The sequence below is a fragment of the Mycobacterium interjectum genome (genome assembly GCF_900078675.2).
Taxonomy (GTDB): Bacteria; Actinomycetota; Actinomycetes; order Mycobacteriales; family Mycobacteriaceae; genus Mycobacterium; species Mycobacterium interjectum.
In genome coordinates, this window is record NZ_LT546237.1 from 2,956,356 (window position 1) to 2,977,292 (window position 20,937).

Annotated in this window: 23 protein-coding genes and 5 pseudogenes; 13 read left to right on the forward strand and 15 right to left on the reverse strand. The window is 68.8% G+C overall.

Translation table 11 applies throughout. The features are described from left to right. The first annotated feature begins 54 nt into the window (after nucleotides 1-54). Entirely contained in the window at nucleotides 55-375 is a 321-nt protein-coding gene (locus tag BN4348_RS48510; protein WP_407937907.1) for an Rv1157c family protein, read from the forward strand. Between the two features lie 13 nt (nucleotides 376-388). On the opposite strand, the gene BN4348_RS48515 is transcribed toward BN4348_RS48510, so the two are convergent. Beyond that, the gene (locus BN4348_RS48515; protein ID WP_066914919.1) at nucleotides 389-1,003 is read right to left on the reverse strand and encodes a TIGR03086 family metal-binding protein; all 615 of its coding nucleotides are present in this window, start codon (nucleotides 1,001-1,003) and stop codon (nucleotides 389-391) included. 51 nt (nucleotides 1,004-1,054) lie between these two features. On the opposite strand from BN4348_RS48515, the gene BN4348_RS48520 reads away from it, so the two are divergent. Then, on the forward strand, nucleotides 1,055-1,486 hold the full coding sequence (locus BN4348_RS48520) for a MarR family winged helix-turn-helix transcriptional regulator (RefSeq protein WP_066914921.1): 432 nt from the start codon (nucleotides 1,055-1,057) through the stop codon (nucleotides 1,484-1,486). Here BN4348_RS48520 and BN4348_RS48525 read toward each other — a convergent pair whose 3' ends face one another. Continuing rightward, complete coding sequence (locus BN4348_RS48525) at nucleotides 1,487-1,633, reverse strand: DUF1059 domain-containing protein (RefSeq protein WP_084454315.1); 147 nt, start codon at nucleotides 1,631-1,633, stop codon at nucleotides 1,487-1,489. It lies immediately after the preceding gene. Continuing rightward, nucleotides 1,630-2,208 (reverse strand): HhH-GPD-type base excision DNA repair protein, encoded by a 579-nt coding sequence (locus BN4348_RS48530; protein WP_066914923.1) that lies wholly within the window; start codon nucleotides 2,206-2,208, stop codon nucleotides 1,630-1,632. Before BN4348_RS48530 ends, BN4348_RS48525 begins: the two co-directional genes overlap by 4 nt. A gap of 117 nt (nucleotides 2,209-2,325) precedes the next feature. Between BN4348_RS48530 and BN4348_RS48535 the strand changes: the two genes are divergently transcribed. After that, complete coding sequence (locus tag BN4348_RS48535) at nucleotides 2,326-2,829, forward strand: nuclear transport factor 2 family protein (RefSeq protein ID WP_066915014.1); 504 nt, start codon at nucleotides 2,326-2,328, stop codon at nucleotides 2,827-2,829. Between the two features lie 132 nt (nucleotides 2,830-2,961). Here the strand turns inward: BN4348_RS48535 and BN4348_RS48540 are convergent, their stop codons facing one another. Beyond that, on the reverse strand, nucleotides 2,962-3,138 hold the full coding sequence (locus BN4348_RS48540) for a DUF5302 domain-containing protein (RefSeq protein WP_096866183.1): 177 nt from the start codon (nucleotides 3,136-3,138) through the stop codon (nucleotides 2,962-2,964). Nucleotides 3,139-3,180: 42 nt separating this feature from the next. Then, nucleotides 3,181-3,624 carry a PPOX class F420-dependent oxidoreductase gene (locus BN4348_RS48545; protein WP_066914925.1) on the reverse strand — a complete coding sequence of 148 codons (444 nt, stop codon included), beginning with the start codon at nucleotides 3,622-3,624 and terminating at the stop codon, nucleotides 3,181-3,183. 33 nt (nucleotides 3,625-3,657) lie between these two features. On the opposite strand from BN4348_RS48545, the gene BN4348_RS48550 reads away from it, so the two are divergent. Continuing rightward, entirely contained in the window at nucleotides 3,658-4,188 is a 531-nt protein-coding gene (locus tag BN4348_RS48550; RefSeq protein ID WP_066914927.1) for a DUF1697 domain-containing protein, read from the forward strand. Nucleotides 4,189-4,209: 21 nt separating this feature from the next. Here BN4348_RS48550 and BN4348_RS48555 read toward each other — a convergent pair whose 3' ends face one another. Beyond that, nucleotides 4,210-4,575, reverse strand: coding sequence for a GntR family transcriptional regulator (locus BN4348_RS48555; protein ID WP_066914931.1), 366 nt, complete (start codon nucleotides 4,573-4,575; stop codon nucleotides 4,210-4,212). Between the two features lie 37 nt (nucleotides 4,576-4,612). Here BN4348_RS48555 and BN4348_RS48560 point away from each other — a divergent pair, with 37 nt between their 5' ends. Then, entirely contained in the window at nucleotides 4,613-5,326 is a 714-nt protein-coding gene (locus BN4348_RS48560; RefSeq protein ID WP_066914932.1) for an NAD-dependent deacylase, read from the forward strand. A 76-nt stretch (nucleotides 5,327-5,402) separates the two neighbouring features. On the opposite strand, the gene BN4348_RS48565 is transcribed toward BN4348_RS48560, so the two are convergent. The 3 genes from BN4348_RS48565 to BN4348_RS48575 are packed head-to-tail and all read right to left on the reverse strand — an operon-like array spanning nucleotide 5,403 to nucleotide 9,065. Continuing rightward, the gene (locus tag BN4348_RS48565) at nucleotides 5,403-6,044 is read right to left on the reverse strand and encodes a class I SAM-dependent methyltransferase (protein WP_066914934.1); all 642 of its coding nucleotides are present in this window, start codon (nucleotides 6,042-6,044) and stop codon (nucleotides 5,403-5,405) included. Further along, nucleotides 6,041-6,739 carry a TetR/AcrR family transcriptional regulator gene (locus BN4348_RS48570; RefSeq protein WP_066914936.1) on the reverse strand — a complete coding sequence of 233 codons (699 nt, stop codon included), beginning with the start codon at nucleotides 6,737-6,739 and terminating at the stop codon, nucleotides 6,041-6,043. Before BN4348_RS48570 ends, BN4348_RS48565 begins: the two co-directional genes overlap by 4 nt. 1 nt (nucleotide 6,740) lies before the next feature. Continuing rightward, complete coding sequence (locus BN4348_RS48575; protein ID WP_066914938.1) at nucleotides 6,741-9,065, reverse strand: MMPL family transporter; 2,325 nt, start codon at nucleotides 9,063-9,065, stop codon at nucleotides 6,741-6,743. 297 nt (nucleotides 9,066-9,362) lie between these two features. Between BN4348_RS48575 and BN4348_RS62210 the strand changes: the two genes are divergently transcribed. Further along, the gene (locus BN4348_RS62210; RefSeq protein WP_255361745.1) at nucleotides 9,363-9,494 is read left to right on the forward strand and encodes a hypothetical protein; all 132 of its coding nucleotides are present in this window, start codon (nucleotides 9,363-9,365) and stop codon (nucleotides 9,492-9,494) included. A gap of 147 nt (nucleotides 9,495-9,641) precedes the next feature. Here the strand turns inward: BN4348_RS62210 and BN4348_RS48580 are convergent, their stop codons facing one another. Together BN4348_RS48580 and BN4348_RS48585 are read right to left on the reverse strand one after the other, a co-directional pair. Then, nucleotides 9,642-10,394 (reverse strand): 3-hydroxyacyl-CoA dehydrogenase, encoded by a 753-nt coding sequence (locus BN4348_RS48580; RefSeq protein WP_066914939.1) that lies wholly within the window; start codon nucleotides 10,392-10,394, stop codon nucleotides 9,642-9,644. A 42-nt stretch (nucleotides 10,395-10,436) separates the two neighbouring features. Further along, entirely contained in the window at nucleotides 10,437-11,519 is a 1,083-nt protein-coding gene (locus tag BN4348_RS48585) for a CaiB/BaiF CoA transferase family protein (protein WP_066914941.1), read from the reverse strand. Nucleotides 11,520-11,608: 89 nt separating this feature from the next. Between BN4348_RS48585 and BN4348_RS48590 the strand changes: the two genes are divergently transcribed. The 4 genes and pseudogenes from BN4348_RS48590 to BN4348_RS48600 all read left to right on the forward strand — a co-directional run bounded on the left by BN4348_RS48590 (nucleotide 11,609) and on the right by BN4348_RS48600 (nucleotide 15,351). After that, nucleotides 11,609-12,421 (forward strand): enoyl-CoA hydratase, encoded by an 813-nt coding sequence (locus BN4348_RS48590; RefSeq protein ID WP_066914943.1) that lies wholly within the window; start codon nucleotides 11,609-11,611, stop codon nucleotides 12,419-12,421. Nucleotides 12,422-12,497: 76 nt separating this feature from the next. Beyond that, a pseudogene (locus tag BN4348_RS48595) lies at nucleotides 12,498-13,445 on the forward strand (NAD(P)H-binding protein); the annotation flags it as partial. 15 nt (nucleotides 13,446-13,460) lie between these two features. Next, nucleotides 13,461-13,949: pseudogene (locus BN4348_RS63145) on the forward strand (enoyl-CoA hydratase-related protein); the annotation flags it as partial. A gap of 76 nt (nucleotides 13,950-14,025) precedes the next feature. Next, the gene (locus BN4348_RS48600) at nucleotides 14,026-15,351 is read left to right on the forward strand and encodes a DUF2867 domain-containing protein (protein WP_066914945.1); all 1,326 of its coding nucleotides are present in this window, start codon (nucleotides 14,026-14,028) and stop codon (nucleotides 15,349-15,351) included. Nucleotides 15,352-15,355: 4 nt separating this feature from the next. Here the strand turns inward: BN4348_RS48600 and BN4348_RS48605 are convergent, their stop codons facing one another. After that, the gene (locus BN4348_RS48605) at nucleotides 15,356-16,078 is read right to left on the reverse strand and encodes a CPBP family intramembrane glutamic endopeptidase (RefSeq protein WP_066914947.1); all 723 of its coding nucleotides are present in this window, start codon (nucleotides 16,076-16,078) and stop codon (nucleotides 15,356-15,358) included. Nucleotides 16,079-16,216: 138 nt separating this feature from the next. Further along, a pseudogene (locus BN4348_RS48610) lies at nucleotides 16,217-16,351 on the reverse strand (NAD-dependent epimerase/dehydratase family protein); the annotation flags it as partial. Between the two features lie 57 nt (nucleotides 16,352-16,408). Between BN4348_RS48610 and BN4348_RS48615 the strand changes: the two are divergent. The 3 genes and pseudogenes from BN4348_RS48615 to BN4348_RS48625 all read left to right on the forward strand — a co-directional run. Then, nucleotides 16,409-17,497 carry a type III polyketide synthase gene (locus tag BN4348_RS48615; RefSeq protein WP_066914949.1) on the forward strand — a complete coding sequence of 363 codons (1,089 nt, stop codon included), beginning with the start codon at nucleotides 16,409-16,411 and terminating at the stop codon, nucleotides 17,495-17,497. A gap of 14 nt (nucleotides 17,498-17,511) precedes the next feature. Beyond that, nucleotides 17,512-18,015 (forward strand): isoprenylcysteine carboxyl methyltransferase family protein, encoded by a 504-nt coding sequence (locus BN4348_RS48620; RefSeq protein ID WP_066914951.1) that lies wholly within the window; start codon nucleotides 17,512-17,514, stop codon nucleotides 18,013-18,015. After that, nucleotides 18,012-18,797 (forward strand): annotated as a pseudogene (locus tag BN4348_RS48625) (NAD(P)/FAD-dependent oxidoreductase); the annotation flags it as partial. The gene BN4348_RS48620 and the pseudogene BN4348_RS48625, both read left to right, overlap by 4 nt. Nucleotides 18,798-18,800: 3 nt before the next feature. Here BN4348_RS48625 and BN4348_RS48630 read toward each other — a convergent pair. Further along, nucleotides 18,801-19,472, reverse strand: a pseudogene (locus tag BN4348_RS48630) (enoyl-CoA hydratase-related protein); the annotation flags it as partial. A 53-nt stretch (nucleotides 19,473-19,525) separates the two neighbouring features. Further along, entirely contained in the window at nucleotides 19,526-20,671 is a 1,146-nt protein-coding gene (locus BN4348_RS48635) for a thiolase family protein (RefSeq protein WP_066914954.1), read from the reverse strand. Nucleotides 20,672-20,937 lie beyond the last annotated feature (266 nt).

Below are 20,937 nucleotides of genomic sequence, written 5' to 3' on the forward strand. Positions count from 1 at the left end.
ATCGGCACCAATTGCCTTGCGGACGGCAGTAGTGCGATCGCGACCGCCCTGTCGGTGGCGGGGCCCGCCAAGATCCCGACGCCGGGGCCCGGGCCCGGCCAGACCGCCTATGTGTTCACCGCGGTCGGCACGCCGGGGCCCGCCGAGGTGCAGAAGCTGCCGCTCAACGTCACCTGGGTGAACCTGACCACCGGCAAGTCCGGAACGGTCACCCTCAAGCCGCGCACCGACATCAACGGGGACGGCCCGACGACGCTGACGGCGATCGTGGACACCGGCTCGGGCAGCATCATGTCGACGATCTTCGGACAGGTCACCACCAAGGAAAAGCAGTGCCAGTTCATGCCCACCATCGGCTCGACGGTGGTGCCGTAGGCGGTGACCCGATTCAGGGTTTCCAGTCGGGCGTGCGGCCGAGGTGGCTGAGAATGCGGTCGAGGTCGGTTGCGCTGCCGGGCGCGGCCACGGCCGGCCCGAACGGTGCGCCGTCCGTGGTGCGGTAGTCGCCATCCGGAACGACGAACGCCAGGGGTAGCGCGGCGGCGAGAACGTCGTCCGGCAGCGCGAATTTGGCGCCGACGCTGCGGGCGACATCCCAGCCGTGCACCACGTAATCGACGAAATGGAAGCCGATCGCGACCGCACCGGGGAAACTCGCCCCGGCGCCGAACTCGGGTAAGGAAAACGTCGCGTCGAGCACCCCGTCGACGGCGAACGCATCGAGCACGTCGGCGGCGGCCGCGGCGTAGGCGCCGGCGGGATCGGCCGCTACGGCGTCGGCCACGCGGTCCGGCGCCCAGACGGTCGGGCTGTCCCCGCCCCCACGAGCGGCCGCGGCGAACCCATGATGTTGCACGGTCATGTGGGCGAGCAGGTCGAGCAGGTTCCAGCCTGCGCAGGGCGTCGGCCGGCGCAGATCGTCACGGGTCACCGCCGCGACGACGTCGACGGACGCCTGCACGGCGGTCCGGTGGAAGGAACGGACATCCGTAATAGTACGCATTGGCCTACGATATGCGGACGCATATTATCTGTCAACCGCTACGCTTCGACCATGGCACCGACAACACGACGTCCCGATCTCGCCGCGATGATGGGGCCGCTGGTTCGGGAGATGATCGCCGCCGAGATTCCCGTGCTGAAAGCGTATGGATTGTCGATGTGGGGCTACGTCGTGCTGAATGCGCTCGATCGTTCGCCGGTACGCAGTCAGGCCGCGCTCGCGGAGACCGTCGGCGCCGACAAGACCCGCATCATCCCCACACTCGACGAGCTACAAAGGCGGGGCTATATCGAGCGCCGCCCCGACCCCGAAGACCGCCGGGTGCGGCTGCTCGCGCTGACCGCGGCGGGCCGGACCGCGAAAGGTGCCGCGCAGCAAGACATTCAGCGCGGCGAAGAGCGCTGGCTCGGGAAGCTATCGGCCGATGACCGTCGCGTGTTCCTGCGCGTCCTGCGTCAGCTGTCGGACGCGCAAGGCGGCTAGCTAGTACGCCATGAACAGGATGGCGTCGCGGTCGTACTCGAGGCCCGGGTGGACAGTGGCGAGGTGAGCCTGGGTCAGCTCGACCAGTTCGTCCTCGTCCTTGCCCACGATGGCCTCGCCACACGGACACGTTATGTGTGTCTTCACGGTGCCGCCTTTCCCTTCGCTGCTGCTTTCATCTGCTTTTTGTACGACCGGACCTTCCCGAGGGACTGCGCGTCGACGATGTCGGCGACGGACAGGTGGGTTCCGGCCTTGCCGAAGTCCCCGGCCGCCTCGCGCCAGCCCGTCGGCGTCACGCCGTACTGCTTGCCGAGCAGCGCCAGGAAGATCTTCGCCTTCTGCTCGCCGAAACCGGGCAGCCCCTTCAGCCGCCGCAGCAGCTCGTGCCCGTCGGGCGCATCGGCCGTCCACAACCCGGCCGCGTCGGCGTCATAGCGGTCCACGATGATCTGCGCCAGTGCCTGGATGCGTTTGGCCATCGATCCCGGGAAGCGATGCACCGCAGGCCTTTCCGAGCACAACGCGGCGAACTTGTCCGGGTCGTATTCGGCGATCTGTGCGGCGTCCAGGCCGCCCATCCGGTCCGCGATCTTCTTCGGACCGGCGAAGGCCGTCTCGAACGGGACCTGCTGGTCAAGCAGCATCCCGACGAGCAACGCGAACGGGTCGTCGTCCAGCAGCGCGTCGGCGGCCGGGTCTTGAGCGAGGCAAAGTTTCACTGTCAACGACCTTCCTTCCGCTGAACACCCTACGACCGGGATCCCTCGGTTGGACACCGGCCACCCGCAACGCCGGGTTATCGTGGCGCGGTGGTCGACGAAGCCAAATTGACACTGATGCTCGCCCGCGACGAACTGCATCAGCTCGTCACCGCCTATTGCCGCGCCGTCGACCGCGCCGACTATGCGGCGCTCCGGAACCTCTACCACCCCGACGCGACCGACGCGCACGGCTCGTTCTCGACGGGCGGCGTCGAAGAGTTCATCGCGCAGCTACGGGCCGCGGAACCGTATGTGCTTGTCTCCCAACACAACATCACCACGACGAACTTTGTGATCGACGGCGACACCGCCCGCGGTGAGATCTACTGCCTGGTGTTTCACACCTTCGCCGGCACCGACCACGACTCGGATGTCCTCATCGGCGGCCGGTACCTGGACGAGTACACCAAACACGACAGCCGCTGGAAGTTCAGTCGACGCACCATCGTTGCGGACTGGGCCTACCAAAACGACCCATCCCAGGTGAACTTCGGGCACCCCAGCACCCGAGGAAGCCTGCGCGGCAAACCAGGCCAAGCCGACCCATCGATCGGCCTGTTCGCGCCGCCCAAGGCTTGAGAGTGGGATTCTGTCGGGTTGAGCATCGAGGACGCATCGGCGGAAACCGCCCGCTACCTGCTATTCCCGGAGGCATATTCCACCACCATCAGTCACCGCCGCACGAATGTCCCCGCGCCGATTACCGCCGAATCAGCCGCTCTTGCGGCGGAATTCGCGGCGGCTCTCCACCGGGCCGTGGGCGCGCGAGTGCTTGTCGCCGCCGTCCTTGTGATCGGATAAGCCCGCCGACTTGGCCTTCTTGCGGTCGAGGGCCTCACGGAACTTGCGCTTCGTGTCGTCCTCGTGCTGGGGATTCGATTCGGCCATACCGGCAGCCTAGCCTGCCCTGCCGCGCCTGGCTTGTGGTTTTTACCGCTTCCCCGGCGGCATGCCGTAGACGTGCGAGATCCGAAGCGTCATCACCACCCGCCGGTCGGTGACCATCGCCTGCCGGTAGTCGTCCCAGTCCGGATGCTCACCGGCGATGTTGCGATACAAGGCAATCAGCGCCTCGACGGTGTCATCGCCGGGGGCGGCGGCCGGCGGGGTCAGTTCCGCGGTGCCCTCGGCGACGGCATACGACCATCCGTCGTCGGCGTCGACCAGGATCGAGGCCCGCGGGTCGCGGCGCAGGTTGCGGGTCTTGGCCCGGGGCTCCGTGATCGACACCCGCACTACCAGCTCGCGCGGGTCGAAGTGATAGCTCACGTTCGACAGCTGTGGCCGCCCGTCGCGCTTGATGGTGGCCAGCACCCCGAGGGAGTTCCCACTGATCACGGCCAACAGTTTGTCGTCGAAGACTTGGCGTCCCATGGGAGAAAGCCTACGTCGTGGTGGAATCGGGGAATGACCACATACGCGGCGTTCCTGCGCGGCGTCAACGTCGGCGGCGTCAACCTCAAGATGGCCGAGGTCGCGAGCGCGTTGACCGAGGCCGGGTTCGCCAATGTCCGCACGATCTTGGCCAGCGGCAACGTGCTGCTGGAATCGTCGGCCACGGCGGCTGGGGTCACTGAGGTGCGCAAGAAGGCCGAGGCCGCGCTGCGCGGGAGGTTCGGCTACGACGCGTGGGTGCTGGTGTACGACCTCGAGACGGTCCGTGCCGTCGTCGAGGCCTACCCGTTCGAGCGCGAGGTCGACGGCTACCAGTCCTATGTCACCTTCGTCGCCGATGCCGCAGTGCTGGACGAGCTCGCTGCCCTGGACAAGGGCGCGGGCGCCGACGAGAAGATCTCCCGCGGTGACGGCGTCGTCTATTGGCAGGTTCCCCATGGCAGCACCCTGGACAGCACCATCGGCAAGACGATGGGTAAGGCGCGCTACAAATCCTCGACGACGACCCGCAACCTGCGCACCCTGGCCAAGGTGTTGCGCTAACACGCGGCGCGCCAACGGCGCTCAGTCGTCGGGCACGTTGGTCAGATAGCGCATCGCGTCGGACTTGGTCAGCCCCAACGCCTTGGCCACGTCGACGTACTCCTTGGCGGCGGCGGCCATCGCCGCATCGGTGGGATCGAAGCGGGAGATGAAAGTGCCGAAGCGCCCGCGCGTTTCGACGATCGCCGCGGACTCGAGCTCGCGATAGGCGCGGGCGACGGTGTTTGCCGCGACGCCCAGCTGACCCGCCAGGTCACGCACCGTCGGGAGGCGGGAACCGGGCGGCAACGCGCCGGCCCGGACCCCGTCGATGACCTGGGTCCTGAGCTGGTCGAACAGGGGTTTGCCCGCCTTGACATCGACCTTCAGCCAATCCCGCAGCTCCACGTCTTCAGTATGTCCCAACCGCGACTATCTTTGTGGGATGCGAGTAACTGTGCTCAGCGGCGCGGGGATCTCCGCGGAAAGCGGAGTGCCCACATTCCGTGACGACAAGAACGGACTGTGGGCCCGCTTCGATCCCTACGAGCTGTCCAGCACGCAAGGGTGGCACAAGAACCCCGAACGGGTCTGGGGCTGGTATCTGTGGCGTCACTACCTGGTCGCCGACGTCGAACCCAACGCCGGGCACCGCGCGATCGCCGCCTGGCAGGACCATGCCGAGGTCACCGTCGTCACCCAGAACGTCGACGACCTGCACGAGCGCGCGGGGAGCAGCCCCGTGCACCACCTGCACGGAAGCCTCTTTGAATTCCGTTGCGACCGTTGCGATATGGGATACACCGGGCCGCTTCCCCGAATGGCCGAGCCGGCGCTAGAGGTCGAACCCCCGGTGTGCCACTGCGGCGGGCTGATCCGGCCCGACATCGTGTGGTTCGGCGAGGCGCTGCCCGATGAGCCGTGGCAGCGCGCGGTCGAGGCGACGCAGTCCGCCGACGTGATGGTCGTGGTGGGTACCTCGGCGATCGTCTACCCGGCGGCCGGCCTGCCGGACCTGGCGTTGTCCCGCGGCACCGTCGTCGTCGAGGTCAACCCCGAGCCGACGCCGCTGACGCGGAGCGCAACGATCAGCATCCGCGAGGGTGCCAGCCAGGCGCTGCCCGAGCTGCTGCAGCGGTTGCCCGCGCTGCTGAAGTAGACCTTCGCCGAGCCTGCGCAGAGATCGCGGTTTGCCCGCCGAGGCAAGCGCTGGGCGCAGTCTCGGCGCGGAAAACCTAGGGCCGGCGCGCCCGGCCCAGCGCCAGTTCCGACACCGGCAACGGCGCCCACACGGGCAACGTCCACTCCCGCCGCGACGTGTCCATCTGGAACCCCGCGTCGATGATGGCGCGCTCGGTGTCGCGGTGGGTGTGGCAGTTGCCGAACAGCCTCGGCCACAACGTCGCATCGGCGAACCGCTGCACGCGTCCCCGCCCGCCGGCGCTGGCCACATGCTCGAGGAAGCGCAGCTCCCCGCCCGGCCGCAGCAACGAATAGATCCGCTGCAGCACGCCGGCCGGGTGGCGCACCGAGCACAGCACCAGCGAGCACACCACGACGTCAAACGGCTCCTCGTCGCTGAACGCCTCCGCGGTCTGCGCGATGACCTCGACCGGCACCGGCGCCGCGGCCGCCGCGGCGCGGGCATGGACGGCCAGCCTCGGCTCCGGCTCGACCGCGATCACCTTCTCGACCGACGATGGATAGTTGGCGAAGTTCGTCCCGGCGCCCGCCCCGATTTCCAGCACGCGGCCCGACAGGCCGGCCACGTTCTCGCGGCGCAGGGCCCGCACCGCCGGCGCCTCGTGGGCGGCGACGACCGGCCAAACGCGCGCGAAGAACGGATGGTCGATCGTGGACTCCACTACCTGCGTCATATCCGAGCGCCTTCCTGCGGCCGATGCGTCGCGACCCATGCCGCCAACCTCTGAGGTGTGGCGTCCCGACCGCAGTACCCCATCACCAGTTGCCCGCAGAATACAGACGACAGCACCCGGTCCGCGAATGCCTCGGCATCGCCGAACGGCAAGTGTGGCTTGGCGATCAGCATGGCCGCCACCCCGTGCAGCGCGCTCCAGAGCTCCAAGGCCACGATGGTGGGGTCGCCGGGGCGGTAGGTACCGTCATCCATCAGCCTCTGCACGGTGGCGCGGATGTGCTTGAACGCCGAGCCGTTCAGCGTCGCATCGACGCTGCTTCCGGAGCGCCACTCGCCCATCGTGGCGATCCGGTACAACGCCGGGGTCGCGACCGCGAACCGGATATAGGCCAGCCCCTGGGCGCGCAGCACCTCAACCGGCGAGGTGTGCTCGCCGGCGAGCCGGCGCATTTCGGGGTCCAGCTTTTCGAAGTAGCGCGCACATACCGCGTCCAACAGGGCGTCCTTGTCGGTGAAATGCAGATAGATCGACGGCGGCGTGACGCCGACGCGCTGAGCCACCGAACGAATCGACACCGACCGGGCGTGGCCCGTTTCCAACAGCAGCTCGGTGGCCGCCGACAATATCTCGTCGTGGAGCCGCTCTCCGGAACCACGAGGAGCCCTGGCCCGACGCAGACCCTCGACCGACATGTCAACCAATGTTGGTCACCGACTCCCTGACCGGGCGCCCGTTGTGCTGCACCGGCTCCGCGCCCGGCTCCGCGTGCACGGCAATCTCGGAGGGCGCCTCGCTGATGCCGAACCGCTCGTGCAGCCACACCAAAGGCTTTGGCGCCCACCAGTTCCAGCGACCCATCACGTGCATGAACGCCGGCACCAGGACCATCCGTACCAGGGTCGCGTCCGCGAACACCGCAAGCACCAGGCCCAGGCCGAACATCCGCATGAACGACACGTGCGCGGCGATCAGCGCGGCGAACGACATCGACATCACCAACGCCGCCGCGGTGATCACCCGTCCGGTGCGGGCGACGCCGTGCGCCACCGCTTCGTCGTTGGCGGCATGCGCCTCTTTCGCGATCGGCTTTTCCGGTCGGTACTCCAGCCAGTACTCCCGGATCCGGGAGATCAGGAACACCTCGTAGTCCATCGACAGTCCGAAGGCGATGCAGAACAACAGCACCGGCATGTTGGCCACCAGGGTCCCGCTCGGCGTCGTGCCGAGCGCGCCGAGGTGGCCGTCCTGGAAAATCCACACCAGCGCCCCGAACGCCGCGCTCAGCGAGAGCACGTTGCACATCAGCGCCTTCAGCGGCAGCACCACGCTGCCGGTGAGCAGGAACAGCAGGACGAACGTCACCGCGGCCATCAGACCCAGCACCAGCGGCAGCCGGTCCGTCACCGCGTCGACGCTGTCCCGGTTGACCTGCGCGACGCCGCCCATCTCAACCGATCGGCCGCCGGGACCGGGCACCTCGTGCAACCGCCTGAGCTGAGTGTCGTTGGCCTGCGTAAACAGCGGCGCATTGCTGCTCACGGTCAAAAAGGCGCTGCCGTCGGCCAGCCCGGTGGCCGCGGCCGGTGGTCCCACCTTGTTTCCGCCGACGAACGTCCCGCCTGGTGCCGACACGGCCGATACGTCGGGGACCCGCGACAGGTCGGCGGCGTAGCTGTCCAACGCCGCCGGGCTCAATCCGCGAACGTCGGGGACGACGACGGGAACGGCGGTCGCCGAGTCGTGCGCGAAACCGGTGCGCAGCTCGTCGCCGACCTGATGTGACGACGCCGACGTCGGCAGCACCCGGTCGTCCGGGAAACCCCACTTGACCGAGAAGAACGGCAGCCCGAGCAGCAGCAGCAGCGCCATGACGGCCAGGCCGATCGGTGCCCAGCGGCGCATCACGAACTTGCTTGACCGGTACCAGAACCACTCCTCGACCGGCCTGTGCAGCGGGTCCGGCCGGCGCAGGGCGTGGCGGATCAGCCGGCGCACGTCCAGCGAGTCCAGCCGGGGACCCAACAGCACGATCGCGGCCGGGGTCACCACGATGGACGCGATGGCGACGAATGCGACGGTGGCCACGCCGGCGTAGGCGAACGACTTCAGGAAGTACATCGGGAACGCCACCGTGGCCACCATCGACAACGCCACGGTCACGGCGGAGAACAGCACCGTGCGGCCCGAGGTGGCCATGGTCCGGATCAGCGCCGCATGCGGGTCGCTGCCCTCGGCCAACTCGTCGCGGTAGCGGCTGACGATGAGCAGCGTGTAGTCGATGGCCAGCGCCAGGCCGAGGGCGGTGCTCAGGTTCAGCGCGAAGATCGATACGTCGGTGGTGAAGGTGATGAGCCGTAACACCGTCATCGAGCCGACGACGGCCAGCGCCCCGAGACCCATCGGCAGCGCGGCCGCCAGCAGCCCGCCGAACACCCAGATCAGCACCAAGAAGCTCAGCGGGAGCGCGATCATCTCCATGACCACCAGGTCGTCCTGGTTCTGCTTGTTGATCTGGGCGTACTGCATCGCCGGGCCGCCGGCGCGGACGGTGACGCCGTCGCGGTCGTGGACGAATTGGTCCGCCAGGGTTTGGGCGTTGTTCTGCGCGTAGTTTTCGCCGCCCTTGAGGTTGATCACGATCAACCCCGACTTGCCGTCCTTGCTGAACAGGTCGGCGGCGGCCTGCGGCGGCGCGGTCCAGGCCGAGGTCACGTTGTACACCAACGGCGATCCCTGCACATCGCGGGCGAGGTCGGTGCCCACCCTGCGCGCCTGTTCGCTCTTGGCGCCCGCGGGCGACGCCACCATGATCAGCATCTGCTGACCGCTCTGTCCGAACTTGTCGGTCAGGATTCCGATGGCGTGGGCCGATTCGGAGTTCGGATCATGGAAGCCCCCGGGAGAGAGGCTCTTGGCCACGGGGATGCCGAAGATCGCCGCGCCGATGAAGACCAGAACCGCGATCGCGATGATTCTCCGTGGTGCGGCGATGGCGAGTCGAGCGATCGCTTGCAGCATGTTCCCCGGTCCTCCCCACCGCCGTGCCGGCCACACTGGCCCGCCCCCTATGCGCGGTAACTTATCAGCGATAACTGACAGGTGTAAAACAACACTACCCATTAGTACGGTTCGGCGCGGCCGGATGGTTCAAACCCGTGCGGCCCCGAGAGGCCGCAAGAAAAATGGCCCGCATCCAAGCCGCTCAGGGGGCCAAGGCGCGCACTACCCGCCGGAAACCTACCCGCGGGTAAATTGCCACCATTTTCCGAATCGTGACTCAAAGAATCCTTAAGGGCGGCCCATACGCTCAGTGTCATGTGGATCGACGACTCGAGCGCAGACGTCATCAAGGCTGACTTCGACGCCCTCTACCACGGCGACATGCTGGTGGAAGGCGAAACCTCGGAGCAGCTCGAAGACTGGCACCCGCTGCAGACGGCGAGCTGACCGACATGAGCGTGTTAGCGCGGCTCCTCATGGCCGAACCCGCCGTCAGTCGATGGTTCCGTCGATAGCCACTGGTCTTGCTTACGAACGAAAGCCCCCCGCTCACCGCGGGGGGCTTTCGTTTGGGACGGGTCGCCACGATCGGAACTAGCGGGGGGCCATGCGGATGGCGCCGTCGAGCCGGATGACCTCGCCGTTGAGCATCGGGTTCTCGATGATGTGGACGGCAAGGGCGCCGTACTCGTCGGGGTCACCCAGCCGGGCCGGGTGCGGAACCTGCTTGCCCAGTGACTTCTGCGCCTCCTCGGGCAACGAACCCAGCAGCGGGGTCTTGAACAAGCCCGGCGCGATCGTCACCACCCGGATGAGCTCGCGCGCCAGGTCGCGTGCGATCGGTAGCGTCATGCCGACGACTCCGCCCTTGGACGCCGAGTAGGCGGCCTGGCCGATCTGGCCGTCGAACGCGGCGACCGAGGCGGTGTTGATGATGACGCCGCGCTCCTCACCCAGCGGCTCGGTCTTGGCGATGCGCTCGGCGGCCAGCCGCAGCACGTTGAACGTGCCGATCAGGTTGACCCCCACCACCTTCTTGAACCCGTCCAGCGGGAACGGGCCGTCCTTGGACAGCGTCTTGATGGCGTTGCCGATGCCGGCGCAGTTGACGTTGATGCGCAGCGGGCCCAGCGACTCGGCCACGTCGAGCGCGGCGGCGACCGCGGCCTCGTCGGTGACGTCGGCCTGTGCGAAGCGCGCCCGGTCGCCGAGCTCGCGGACCGCCTCTTCGCCGCGGAGGTCGATCACCACGACCTGCGCCCCGGCGTCGAGCAGCCGCTTGGTGGTGGCCAGGCCCAGGCCCGACGCTCCCCCGGTGACGACGGCGACGGCGTCTTTGATCTCCATACGAGTCCTTCCCTCACGTCCAGCCAACCAGTTGGTTGGGGACTATACCCAGTCCTCGAGCACCGCTTCGATGGCGGTAGCCGGCGCGGCCGGGCGCGGCGTGCCCGCCGCGGTCCTGGAGAACCGCGGCGCGGGCAACGGCTGCAGGGCCCCGTCCACCTCGTAGAAGGTGTCGCGCTCGGTGATGTGCGGCTCGGTCTGCACCTCGCCGAAGGCCAGCACCGGCGTCACGCAGGCGTCTGAGTCGGCGAACACCTTCGCCCAGTGGTCGCGGTCGTGGCCGGCGAACTTCTCGGAAAGGACCGCCCGCAGCTCGGGCCACCGGGTGACGTCGTTCTGGGCCGGCAGGTCGGCACCGTCCAGGCCCAGCCCGGCCAGCATGGCCGCGTAGAACTGGGGCTCGATGGCGCCGACGGCGACGTAGCGGCCGTCGGCGCACTCGTAGGTGTCGTAGTAGGGCGCGCCGCCGTCGAGCATGTTGGTGCCGCGCACGTCGCTCCACATCCCCGAGGCGCGCATCTGCCACATCATCTGGATCAGCACGCTGGAACCGTCGACCATCGCGGCGTCGATGACCTGACCCTCGCCGGAGCTCTGTCGTTCCCACAGCGCGGACAGGATGCCGACCAGCAGGAACATCGAGCCGCCGCCGAAATCACCGACCAGGTTCAGCGGCGGCACCGGCCGCTCGTTCGCCCGCCCGATGGCGTGCAGGATCCCGTTCAGCGAGATGTAGTTGATGTCGTGGCCCGCCTGCTGGCTGCGCGGGCCGGTCTGACCCCAGCCGGTCATCCGGGCGTAGACCAGCCGATCGTTGACCTTCGAGCAGTCCTCGGGGCCCAGGCCGAGCCGCTCGGTGACGCCGGGTCGGTAGCCCTCGATCAACACGTCGGCCTTCGCGACGAGCTTGAGCACGAGTTCGCGGCCCTCGTCGGACTTGAGGTCGGCGGTCACGATGCGGCGGTTGCGGCTCATGGCATCCTTAGCGACACCACTGGGCCCCTTCGAGGGCCGGTCGATGCGCACCACATCGGCGCCCAGATCGCCCAGGATCATCGCGGCGTGTGGGCCCGGCCCGATGCCGGCCAGCTCGACTACGCGCAGTCCTTGCAGCGGTCCCGCCATGATGTTGCCCCTTCGTCTGCTTTGACGTCGTTGGCATCTTCTCAGCCGCGCTCGACGGCCGCGCAGCCCGGTCACCTAGTCTGAGGCGCATGCCGGATTCTGGAATCGCCACGCTCGCACCGGTTGCTGGTCTCGACGTCACGCTGACCGACGGCGTGCTGTCGGTGACCATCGACCGCCCCGACAGCCTGAACTCCCTGACGATCCCGGTGATCACCGGGATCGCCGACGCGCTGGAACGCGCGGCCACCGACCCCGCGGTCAGGGTGGTGCGACTGGGCGGCGCGGGCCGCGGCTTCAGCTCCGGAGCGGGCATCAGCGCCGACGACATGGCCGGCAGCGGCGGGGTCCCGCCGGACGAAATCGTCTTGGAGATCAACCGGCTGGTGCGGGCCATCGCCGCGGTGCCGCACCCGGTGGTCGCGGTGGTTCAGGGACCGGCGGCCGGCGTGGGCGTTTCCATCGCCCTGGCCTGTGATGTCGTATTGACTTCCGACAAAGCGTTTTTCATGCTCGCCTTCACCAAGATCGGCTTGATGCCCGACGGCGGCGCGTCGGCGTTGATCGCGGCCGCGGTCGGCCGGATCCGGGCGATGCGGATGGCGCTGCTGCCCGAGCGGTTGCCGGCGAGCGAGGCCCTGTCCTGGGGGCTGGTCAGCGCGGTCTATCCGGCGGACGACTTCGAGGCCGAGGTGGACAAGGTGATCGCACGGTTGTTGGCGGGCCCGGCGGTCGCGTTCGCCAAGACCAAACAGGCGATCAACGCGGCCACGCTCGCCGAGTTGGATCCGGCCCTGCAGCGCGAATACGAAGGGCAGTCGCGGCTGCTGGTGTCCCACGACTTCAAGGAGGGCACGACGGCGTTCCAGGAGCGCCGCGCCGCCCACTTCACCGATCGCTGAAAGGGCTTACTCCCGCACGGAACCGGCAATCCTTCCTCACGTTGGATCCGAATTAACAGCGAGGAACGGAGGGGCGATGGTGCGCTGCCTGGTCACCGGGGCGACCGGCTACATCGGTGCCCGACTGGTGCCCCGACTGCTCGACGAGGGCCACGCCGTTCGCGCCCTGGCGCGCAACCCGGACAAGCTGGCCGACGTGCCGTGGCGCGAGCGGGCGGAGGTGGCGCGCGGCGACCTCGGCGACGTCGAGTCGCTGGCCGCGGCGTTCGACGGTATCGACGTCGTCTACTACCTGGTCCACTCAATGGGCGCCGCCAAGGACTTCGCCGCCGAGGAGGACCGCGCCGTGCGCAACGTGGTGACCGCCGCGCGCCGTACCGGGGTGCGACGCGTCGTGTACCTGAGCGGGCTGCATCCCGAGGGCACCAAGCTGTCCGAGCACCTCGAATCGCGCGCGGCCGTCGGCGAGGCCCTCATCGACTCCGGCATCGAGACGGTGGTGCTGCAGGCCGGGGTGGTCATCGGGTCGGGTTCCGCGTCCTTCGAGCTGATCCGCCACCTCACCGACCGGCTGCCCCTGATGACCACGCCGAAGTGGGTGCACAACAAGATTCAGCCGATCGCGGTACGCGACGTGCTCCATTACCTCGTCGCCGCAGCGACGGCGCCGGTGCCGAAGTCGCGGACGTGGGATATCGGCGGGCCCGACGTCCTGGAGTACGGCGACATGATGCGCGTGTACGCCGAGGTGGCGGGCCTCGGGAGGCGCTACCTGGTCGTGCTGCCGTTCCTGACCCCGACAATCGCCAGCCTGTGGATCGGGGCCGTCACGCCGATCCCGCCCGGGCTGGCCCGCCCGCTGATCGAATCGCTGGAATGCGATGCGGTGATGCGCAATTCGGACATCGACAGCATCATCGAGCCGCCGGCGGGCGGCCTGACGGGCTACCGCCGCGCCGTCGAATTGGCGCTCGACCGCGGGACGCGCGGACTCGAGCCCGCCACCTGGGCCTCGCTGGGGTCGGANGCGGTGCCGCACCCGGTGGTCGCGGTGGTTCAGGGACCGGCGGCCGGCGTGGGCGTTTCCATCGCCCTGGCCTGTGATGTCGTATTGACTTCCGACAAAGCGTTTTTCATGCTCGCCTTCACCAAGATCGGCTTGATGCCCGACGGCGGCGCGTCGGCGTTGATCGCGGCCGCGGTCGGCCGGATCCGGGCGATGCGGATGGCGCTGCTGCCCGAGCGGTTGCCGGCGAGCGAGGCCCTGTCCTGGGGGCTGGTCAGCGCGGTCTATCCGGCGGACGACTTCGAGGCCGAGGTGGACAAGGTGATCGCACGGTTGTTGGCGGGCCCGGCGGTCGCGTTCGCCAAGACCAAACAGGCGATCAACGCGGCCACGCTCGCCGAGTTGGATCCGGCCCTGCAGCGCGAATACGAAGGGCAGTCGCGGCTGCTGGTGTCCCACGACTTCAAGGAGGGCACGACGGCGTTCCAGGAGCGCCGCGCCGCCCACTTCACCGATCGCTGAAAGGGCTTACTCCCGCACGGAACCGGCAATCCTTCCTCACGTTGGATCCGAATTAACAGCGAGGAACGGAGGGGCGATGGTGCGCTGCCTGGTCACCGGGGCGACCGGCTACATCGGTGCCCGACTGGTGCCCCGACTGCTCGACGAGGGCCACGCCGTTCGCGCCCTGGCGCGCAACCCGGACAAGCTGGCCGACGTGCCGTGGCGCGAGCGGGCGGAGGTGGCGCGCGGCGACCTCGGCGACGTCGAGTCGCTGGCCGCGGCGTTCGACGGTATCGACGTCGTCTACTACCTGGTCCACTCAATGGGCGCCGCCAAGGACTTCGCCGCCGAGGAGGACCGCGCCGTGCGCAACGTGGTGACCGCCGCGCGCCGTACCGGGGTGCGACGCGTCGTGTACCTGAGCGGGCTGCATCCCGAGGGCACCAAGCTGTCCGAGCACCTCGAATCGCGCGCGGCCGTCGGCGAGGCCCTCATCGACTCCGGCATCGAGACGGTGGTGCTGCAGGCCGGGGTGGTCATCGGGTCGGGTTCCGCGTCCTTCGAGCTGATCCGCCACCTCACCGACCGGCTGCCCCTGATGACCACGCCGAAGTGGGTGCACAACAAGATTCAGCCGATCGCGGTACGCGACGTGCTCCATTACCTCGTCGCCGCAGCGACGGCGCCGGTGCCGAAGTCGCGGACGTGGGATATCGGCGGGCCCGACGTCCTGGAGTACGGCGACATGATGCGCGTGTACGCCGAGGTGGCGGGCCTCGGGAGGCGCTACCTGGTCGTGCTGCCGTTCCTGACCCCGACAATCGCCAGCCTGTGGATCGGGGCCGTCACGCCGATCCCGCCCGGGCTGGCCCGCCCGCTGATCGAATCGCTGGAATGCGATGCGGTGATGCGCAATTCGGACATCGACAGCATCATCGAGCCGCCGGCGGGCGGCCTGACGGGCTACCGCCGCGCCGTCGAATTGGCGCTCGACCGCGGGACGCGCGGACTCGAGCCCGCCACCTGGGCCTCGCTGGGGTCGGACCCCGCCGAACCGCTGCCCAGTGACCCGCACTGGGCCGGCGAGATCATCCACACCGACGTGCGCACCGCCGAGACCGCCGCGCGACCCGGCGACGTGTGGCGGGCGGCCGAGGCCGGGGTCGCCCGAAGCCGCCTCTTCGGGGGCTGGGTCGTCGAGGAGCGGGAACCCGGCAGCGCGCTGCGACTGCGCTCCGGGCCGAGCTCGGTGGGTCAGGGCTGGCTCGAGATCGACGTCGCGCCGCGGGACGGCGGGGGCGCCCGATACACGCAGCGGGCGACCTTTGTGCCGCGCGGCCTTCCCGGGCGGTTGTACTGGGTCGCGCTGCGGCCCGTGCTCACCGCCGCGCTGCACGCCCTGGCCCGCGACGCGGCGTGACCGGTCAGACGCCGAACAACGGAGGCAGTGCGAGCACCATGATCAGCCCCCACACCAGGTGGGTGAGCACCGGCGCCAGCACCCCGCCGCTGGCCCGCCGCTCCAGCGCGCACACCGTCCCGAGAATGATCGCGGCGAATCCCAGCATCGGGTTGCCGCTGGCCAGGGTCGCGCAGGTGTACAGCAGCGTCGAGATGAGCACCGGGTGGTACCGCCCGAGGGCGGTGTAGAGCGCGCCACGGAAGAAGATCTCCTCGGCGACGCCGTTGACGAGGGTGATCACCACGATCACCGGATACCACCCGTGGTGGGCGTAGAGCAGCACCCGCGTGATCAACTCCGCTACGGGCGGTATCTCCCGGGCGATCAGCCCGCCCACGATGAACACTCCGCCGAGCAGCAGGCCGACGGTCGTCCCGGTGATGACCGGGCGCTGGTTGCGGCCGCGCCAACAGATGCCGCCCAGGTGCAGCGGGCCCGAGACGAATCCGCCGGCGACCCATACCGCCGCCAGCAAAAGGGTCAGCCAGTAGAAGCTCGACTCACCCGGATGACAGCGCAGCGAAAAGCCCAGCACCACCGCGCCGATCACCAGCGTGATGGCGACGACGACGCGCCGGCGCCGCACCATGCGGGGCGGCTCGTTATGCGGCACAGCCACATTGGTGATCGCGCGGCGCAACTCGGAGAAGGCGGTGGCGCGGTACGGCGCGGTCGACTGGCTCATGCCGGACGCACCTTGGCGTTCAACGCGAACAGCATGTCGAGGCCGGTGCGCAGCGCGCCGGCGAGCGGGCCGGGGACGCTGTTGACCAACCGCAGGGTGGGCCGGGCGACGCGCGGGGTGATGGCCCGGGCGGCCCGNATCGTCGAACCAACCGAAACGCTTGAGGCGCTCCGGGTTTCGGGTGGCCGTCACGACCTGATGCCCCTCCCCCAGCAGCGCAGTGACCAGGCGCGATCCGACATAGCCGGTGGCGCCGGTGACCAAGATCCGCATACCCCGACACTAGCCAGACTTTTGAACCGATGCGGCGTCCGCACCGTAACCCCCGGCATGGAGGAAATCACCGGGGGCGCTGCTACGCGCGTGCGTACCGAAAAATCAACAGCAGGCCCGTCCGTCGCGGGCGTGGCCGTCACATTCCCACCCAACCGCTACACGCAGGACGAAACCATCGGGGCGCTGACCGACTTCGCCGGTCCGGAGTTCCGGCGTTTTGCGCTCAGCAGCGGGGTGGAGTTCAGGAACACCGCGCTGCCGCTGTCGCGGTACGGCAAGCTGAGCGGCTTCACCGAGGCGAACGACGCCTACATCGAAATCGCCCTCGACCTGGCCGAGCAGGCGATGCTCGCCGCGCTTGACCAGGCGAAGCTCGAGCCGTCGGACGTCGACGCCATTTTCTCGACGACGGTCACCGGGTTGTCGGTGCCGTCGCTGGAGGCGCGGCTGGCGACGCGGATCGGGCTGCGCCAGGACGTCAAACGTATCCCGTTGTTCGGCCTGGGTTGCGTGGCCGGCGCGGCCGGCATGGCCCGCGTGCACGACTATCTGCGCGCGTTCCCCAACGAGGTGGCGGCGCTGCTGGCGGTCGAGCTGTGCTCGCTGACCGTCCAGCGGCAGGACAATTCGATCCCAAATCTGGTCGCTTCCAGCCTGTTTGGGGACGGCGCCGGGGTCGTCGTCGCGACCGGAGCCGCCCGGGACGCCGTCGGGCCGAAGGTGCTGGCCACCCGCAGCCGGACCTACCCCGACACCGAGGACGTGCTGGGCTGGAACATCGGCAGCAACGGGTTCGGGATCGTCCTGTCCGTCGAGATCTCGACCATCGTCGAGAAATTCCTGGGCGACGACGTCCGCACGTTCCTGGCCGACCACGGGCTGGCCACCACGGACGTCGCGACGTGGTTGCTGCACGCCGCCGGCCCGAAGGTGATCGACGCGGTCGAAGACGTGTTGGAGCTGCCACCGGACGCGCTCGAGGTCACCAGAAACTCGTTGCGCAACAACGGAAACCTCTCGTCGGTTTCGGTACTTGATATACTGCACGCCACCATGGCCGACCCACCGTCGCCGGGTTCGATCGGGCTGATGATCGCGATGGGACCGGGCTTCTCCGCCGAATTCGTCCTGCTGCGCTGGTAGGGCCGGATAACTCTATGTATTACCTGCTGATCCTTGCCGTCGCCATCGAAAGGTTGGCGGAGCTGGTGGTGTCCAAGCGCAACGCGCAATGGTCTTTTGCCCAGGGCGCCAAGGAATTTGGCCACTCTCATTACCCGGTGATGGTCGTCTTGCATACCGCGCTGCTGCTCGGCTGCATCATCGAGCCGTGGGCACTGCACCGGCCGTTCATCCCGTGGCTGGGCTGGCCCATGCTGGCCATCGCGGCGCTGAGCCAGGTGCTGCGCTGGTGGTGCATCACCACGCTGGGGCACCGGTGGAACACCCGGGTGATCGTGCTGCCGAACGCGCCGTTGGTGCGGGAGGGCCCCTACCGGTGGCTGCACCATCCCAACTACGTTGCCGTGGTGGCCGAGGGGTTCGCGCTGCCGTTGGTGCACACGGCGTGGCTGACCGCGGCCATCTTCACGCTGGCCAACGCGATGCTGCTGGGCGTGCGCCTGCACGTGGAGAACTCCGCCCTGGGCTACACGTCATGACCTACGACACCGATCTGCTCATCGTCGGGGGTGGTCCCGGGGGCCTCGCGACGGCGTTACACGCTCGGCGGCTTGGGCTTTCGGTGATCGTGGCCGAACCGCGGGAGGGCCCCATCGACAAGGCGTGCGGTGAGGGGCTGATGCCGGGGGGTTTGGCCGAGCTGACGTCGCTCGGCGTGGACCCGGCCGGCATGCCCTTTCGCGGGATCGCGTATGTGAGCGAGCATCGCCGGGCCGAGGCGCTGTTTCGCGGCGGGCCGGGCCGCGGGGTGCGGCGCACCACGCTGCACGCCGCGCTGGCGGGGCGGGCCAAAGAGCAAGACACCGAGTGGATTCGGGCCCGGGTGACCACCGTCGAGCAGGACGCGCACGGCGTGACGGCCGCGGGGGTGCGCGCAAAGTGGTTGGTGGGGGCCGACGGGCTGCACTCGGCGGTGCGGCGCGCGGTCGGCATCAAGGCCACCGCCGGAACACCGCGCCGCCATGGCGTGCGGTGGCACTTCAAGGTGCCGGTCTGGTCGGAGTTCGTCGAGGTGCACTGGTCCCGCTGGGGCGAGGCATACGTGACACCGGTGGAACCCGATCTGGTCGGCGTGGCGATCCTGTCCGGCGGGCGCCCCGACCTGGCCTGGTTCCCGTGGCTGGCCGAGCACCTGAAAGGCGCCGAGCGCGGTCACGCCCGCGGCTGCGGCCCCCTGCGTCAGGTCGTCTCCCGACGCGTGGCGGGGCGGGTGCTGCTGGTCGGCGACGCGGCCGGCTACGAAGACGCGCTGACCGGCGAGNATCAGCGAACGCATTTCGCGCACGGTGCGCTCCCAGCCCGGCTCGTCGCCCACGATGACGCCGTCGTCGACCCCGTAGGCGATGCGCTTGCTGGCCTGCACCGACAGCGGCGCGTTGACCGTAACGCGGGCGGCCAGGGCCAGCGCGGCGTCCAGCACCTCCCCCGGACCGACGACCCGGTTGATCAGGCCCCAGTCGAGGGCGTCGGACGCGGTGATCGGCTCGCCGGTGAACAGCAGCTCCATCGCCACCTTGCGGGGCAGGTGGTCGACGATCCGGAAGACGCCGCCGGCCGCGGCGATCAGCCCGCGTTTGACCTCCGGCAAGCCAAAGGTGGCACGCTCGTCGGCGACCACCAGGTCACTGGCCAGCGCCAGCTCGGTGCCGCCGCCCAGCGCGGTGCCGTTGACCGCGGCGATCGTGGGCTTGTCGATGAAGTGGTGCACGTAGCCGGCGAAGCCCCACTCGCCGTGATCGGGGTGATACAGGTTCTCCCGCCGCGAGATCGCCTTGAGGTCGGCGCCGGCGCAAAACGACTTGTCGCCGGCGCCGGTGATGACCACCGCCCGCACGCCCGGATCGTGCTGCGCCCGCTCCAGCGCGTCCCCGACGCCGATGCTGACGGCGGCGTTCACCGCGTTGCGGGCCTCCGGCCGGTTGATGGTAATGACCATCACGTTGCCGCGAAGCTCGACGAGCGCTCCGGGCTGACCGTCGTCGGGTCGGGTCACAGGAGTTCGACGATGGTGGCGTTGGCCTGGCCACCGCCCTCGCACATCGTCTGCAGGCCGTAACGGATTCCCTTGTCGCGCATGTGGTAGAGCAGCGTGGTCATCAGTCGTGCACCCGAACCGCCCAGTGGGTGGCCCAGCGCGATGGCGCCGCCGTTGGGGTTGAGCTTCTTCTCGTCGGCCCCAATGTCTTTCAGCCACGCCAACGGAACCGGCGCGAACGCCTCGTTGACCTCGTAGGCCCCGATGTCGCCGATCGAGAGGCCGGACTTTTTGAGCGCCTTCTGCGTCGCCGGGATGGGCGCGGTCAGCATGATCACCGGGTCGGCGCCGGCCAGTACCGCGGTGTGCACCTTGGCGATCGGCGTGAGGCCCAGTTCCTTGGCCTTCTCGGCCGACATGAACAGGAGTGCGGCCGAGCCGTCGGTGATCTGCGAGGAGTTCCCGGCGTGGATCAGCCCGTCCTCCTTGAATGCCGGCTTCAGCGACGCCATCTTTTCCATCGGGGTGCCGCGGCGGATGCCCTCGTCCTTGAGCACGACGTTGCCGTCCTGATCCTTGATGCCGACGATCTGGTCGTCGAACGCGCCCGAATCCTGTGCCGCGGCGGCCTTTTCGTGGGACCCCAGCGAGAATTCGTCGAGCGCGAGTCGGTCGAAGCCCCACTGCTCGGCGATCATCTCGGCACCGAGACCCTGGTTCGGCGTCTTGTGGTAGCGGTCCTTGAAGGCCTGCGGGTACGGGTTGCCGCCGCCGGCCAGCGAGGAGCCCATCGGCGTGCGCGACATCGACTCGACACCGCCGGCGACGACGACGTCGTAGTGACCCGCGACCACACCCGCGGCGGCGAAGTGGATGGACTGCTGGCTCGACCCGCACTGCCGGTCGACGGTCACGCCCGGCACCGTTTCGGGCCAGCCGGCGGCCAGCAGTGCGGTGCGGCCGATGTCGAGGGCCTGTTCACCGGCCTGCATGACACAGCCCCAGATGACGTCGTCGACGATTCCCGGGTCGATCCCGGCCTTGTCGACCAGCCCGTTGAGGACCTGCGCGGACAGGTCGGCCGGGTGCACACCCGACAGGCCCCCGTTGCGCTTCCCGAGCGGTGAGCGGACGGCCTCGACGATGACGGCTTCAGCCATGGTGGTGTCTCCTTTGACGTGGGTAATTGCCTCGATTGTCAACCAACGCGTTGGGAGGCCACGGGGCGGGGGCCGGTAGCGCGCCGAATCACCACCTCGACAAGGGCGTCGAGTCCCGGGCGCACCGGCTACGGCAACCCGTTCAGCCCGTTCACGCCCAACACCAACGCGATGCCGCCGGCACCGGAGCTGCCCGTGGAATAGCCGCCGAAACCGCCGTTGCCGCCGTTGCCGCCGGTCCCGATCAGCTCGGCGGCGCCCCCGGC

Excerpts from the sequence above, each read along its gene's own strand:
- BN4348_RS48545 (WP_066914925.1), bottom strand. The coding sequence starts at position 3,624 with ATGGGACGCCAAGTCTTCGACGACAAACTGTTGGCCGTGATCAGTGGG.
- BN4348_RS48535 (WP_066915014.1), top strand. The coding sequence starts at position 2,326 with ATGCTCGCCCGCGACGAACTGCATCAGCTCGTCACCGCCTATTGCCGC.
- BN4348_RS48560 (WP_066914932.1), top strand. The coding sequence starts at position 4,613 with ATGCGAGTAACTGTGCTCAGCGGCGCGGGGATCTCCGCGGAAAGCGGA.
- BN4348_RS48615 (WP_066914949.1), top strand. The coding sequence starts at position 16,409 with ATGGAGGAAATCACCGGGGGCGCTGCTACGCGCGTGCGTACCGAAAAA.
- BN4348_RS48565 (WP_066914934.1), bottom strand. The coding sequence starts at position 6,044 with ATGACGCAGGTAGTGGAGTCCACGATCGACCATCCGTTCTTCGCGCGC.
- BN4348_RS48575 (WP_066914938.1), bottom strand. The coding sequence starts at position 9,065 with ATGCTGCAAGCGATCGCTCGACTCGCCATCGCCGCACCACGGAGAATC.
- BN4348_RS48520 (WP_066914921.1), top strand. The coding sequence starts at position 1,055 with ATGGCACCGACAACACGACGTCCCGATCTCGCCGCGATGATGGGGCCG.
- BN4348_RS48570 (WP_066914936.1), bottom strand. The coding sequence starts at position 6,739 with ATGTCGGTCGAGGGTCTGCGTCGGGCCAGGGCTCCTCGTGGTTCCGGA.
- BN4348_RS48600 (WP_066914945.1), top strand. The coding sequence starts at position 14,026 with ATGGTGCGCTGCCTGGTCACCGGGGCGACCGGCTACATCGGTGCCCGA.
- BN4348_RS48515 (WP_066914919.1), bottom strand. The coding sequence starts at position 1,003 with ATGCGTACTATTACGGATGTCCGTTCCTTCCACCGGACCGCCGTGCAG.
- BN4348_RS48550 (WP_066914927.1), top strand. The coding sequence starts at position 3,658 with ATGACCACATACGCGGCGTTCCTGCGCGGCGTCAACGTCGGCGGCGTC.
- BN4348_RS48590 (WP_066914943.1), top strand. The coding sequence starts at position 11,609 with ATGCCGGATTCTGGAATCGCCACGCTCGCACCGGTTGCTGGTCTCGAC.
- BN4348_RS48540 (WP_096866183.1), bottom strand. The coding sequence starts at position 3,138 with ATGGCCGAATCGAATCCCCAGCACGAGGACGACACGAAGCGCAAGTTC.
- BN4348_RS48620 (WP_066914951.1), top strand. The coding sequence starts at position 17,512 with ATGTATTACCTGCTGATCCTTGCCGTCGCCATCGAAAGGTTGGCGGAG.
- BN4348_RS48605 (WP_066914947.1), bottom strand. The coding sequence starts at position 16,078 with ATGAGCCAGTCGACCGCGCCGTACCGCGCCACCGCCTTCTCCGAGTTG.
- BN4348_RS48580 (WP_066914939.1), bottom strand. The coding sequence starts at position 10,394 with ATGGAGATCAAAGACGCCGTCGCCGTCGTCACCGGGGGAGCGTCGGGC.
- BN4348_RS48585 (WP_066914941.1), bottom strand. The coding sequence starts at position 11,519 with ATGGCGGGACCGCTGCAAGGACTGCGCGTAGTCGAGCTGGCCGGCATC.
- BN4348_RS48635 (WP_066914954.1), bottom strand. The coding sequence starts at position 20,671 with ATGGCTGAAGCCGTCATCGTCGAGGCCGTCCGCTCACCGCTCGGGAAG.
- BN4348_RS62210 (WP_255361745.1), top strand. The coding sequence starts at position 9,363 with ATGTGGATCGACGACTCGAGCGCAGACGTCATCAAGGCTGACTTCGAC.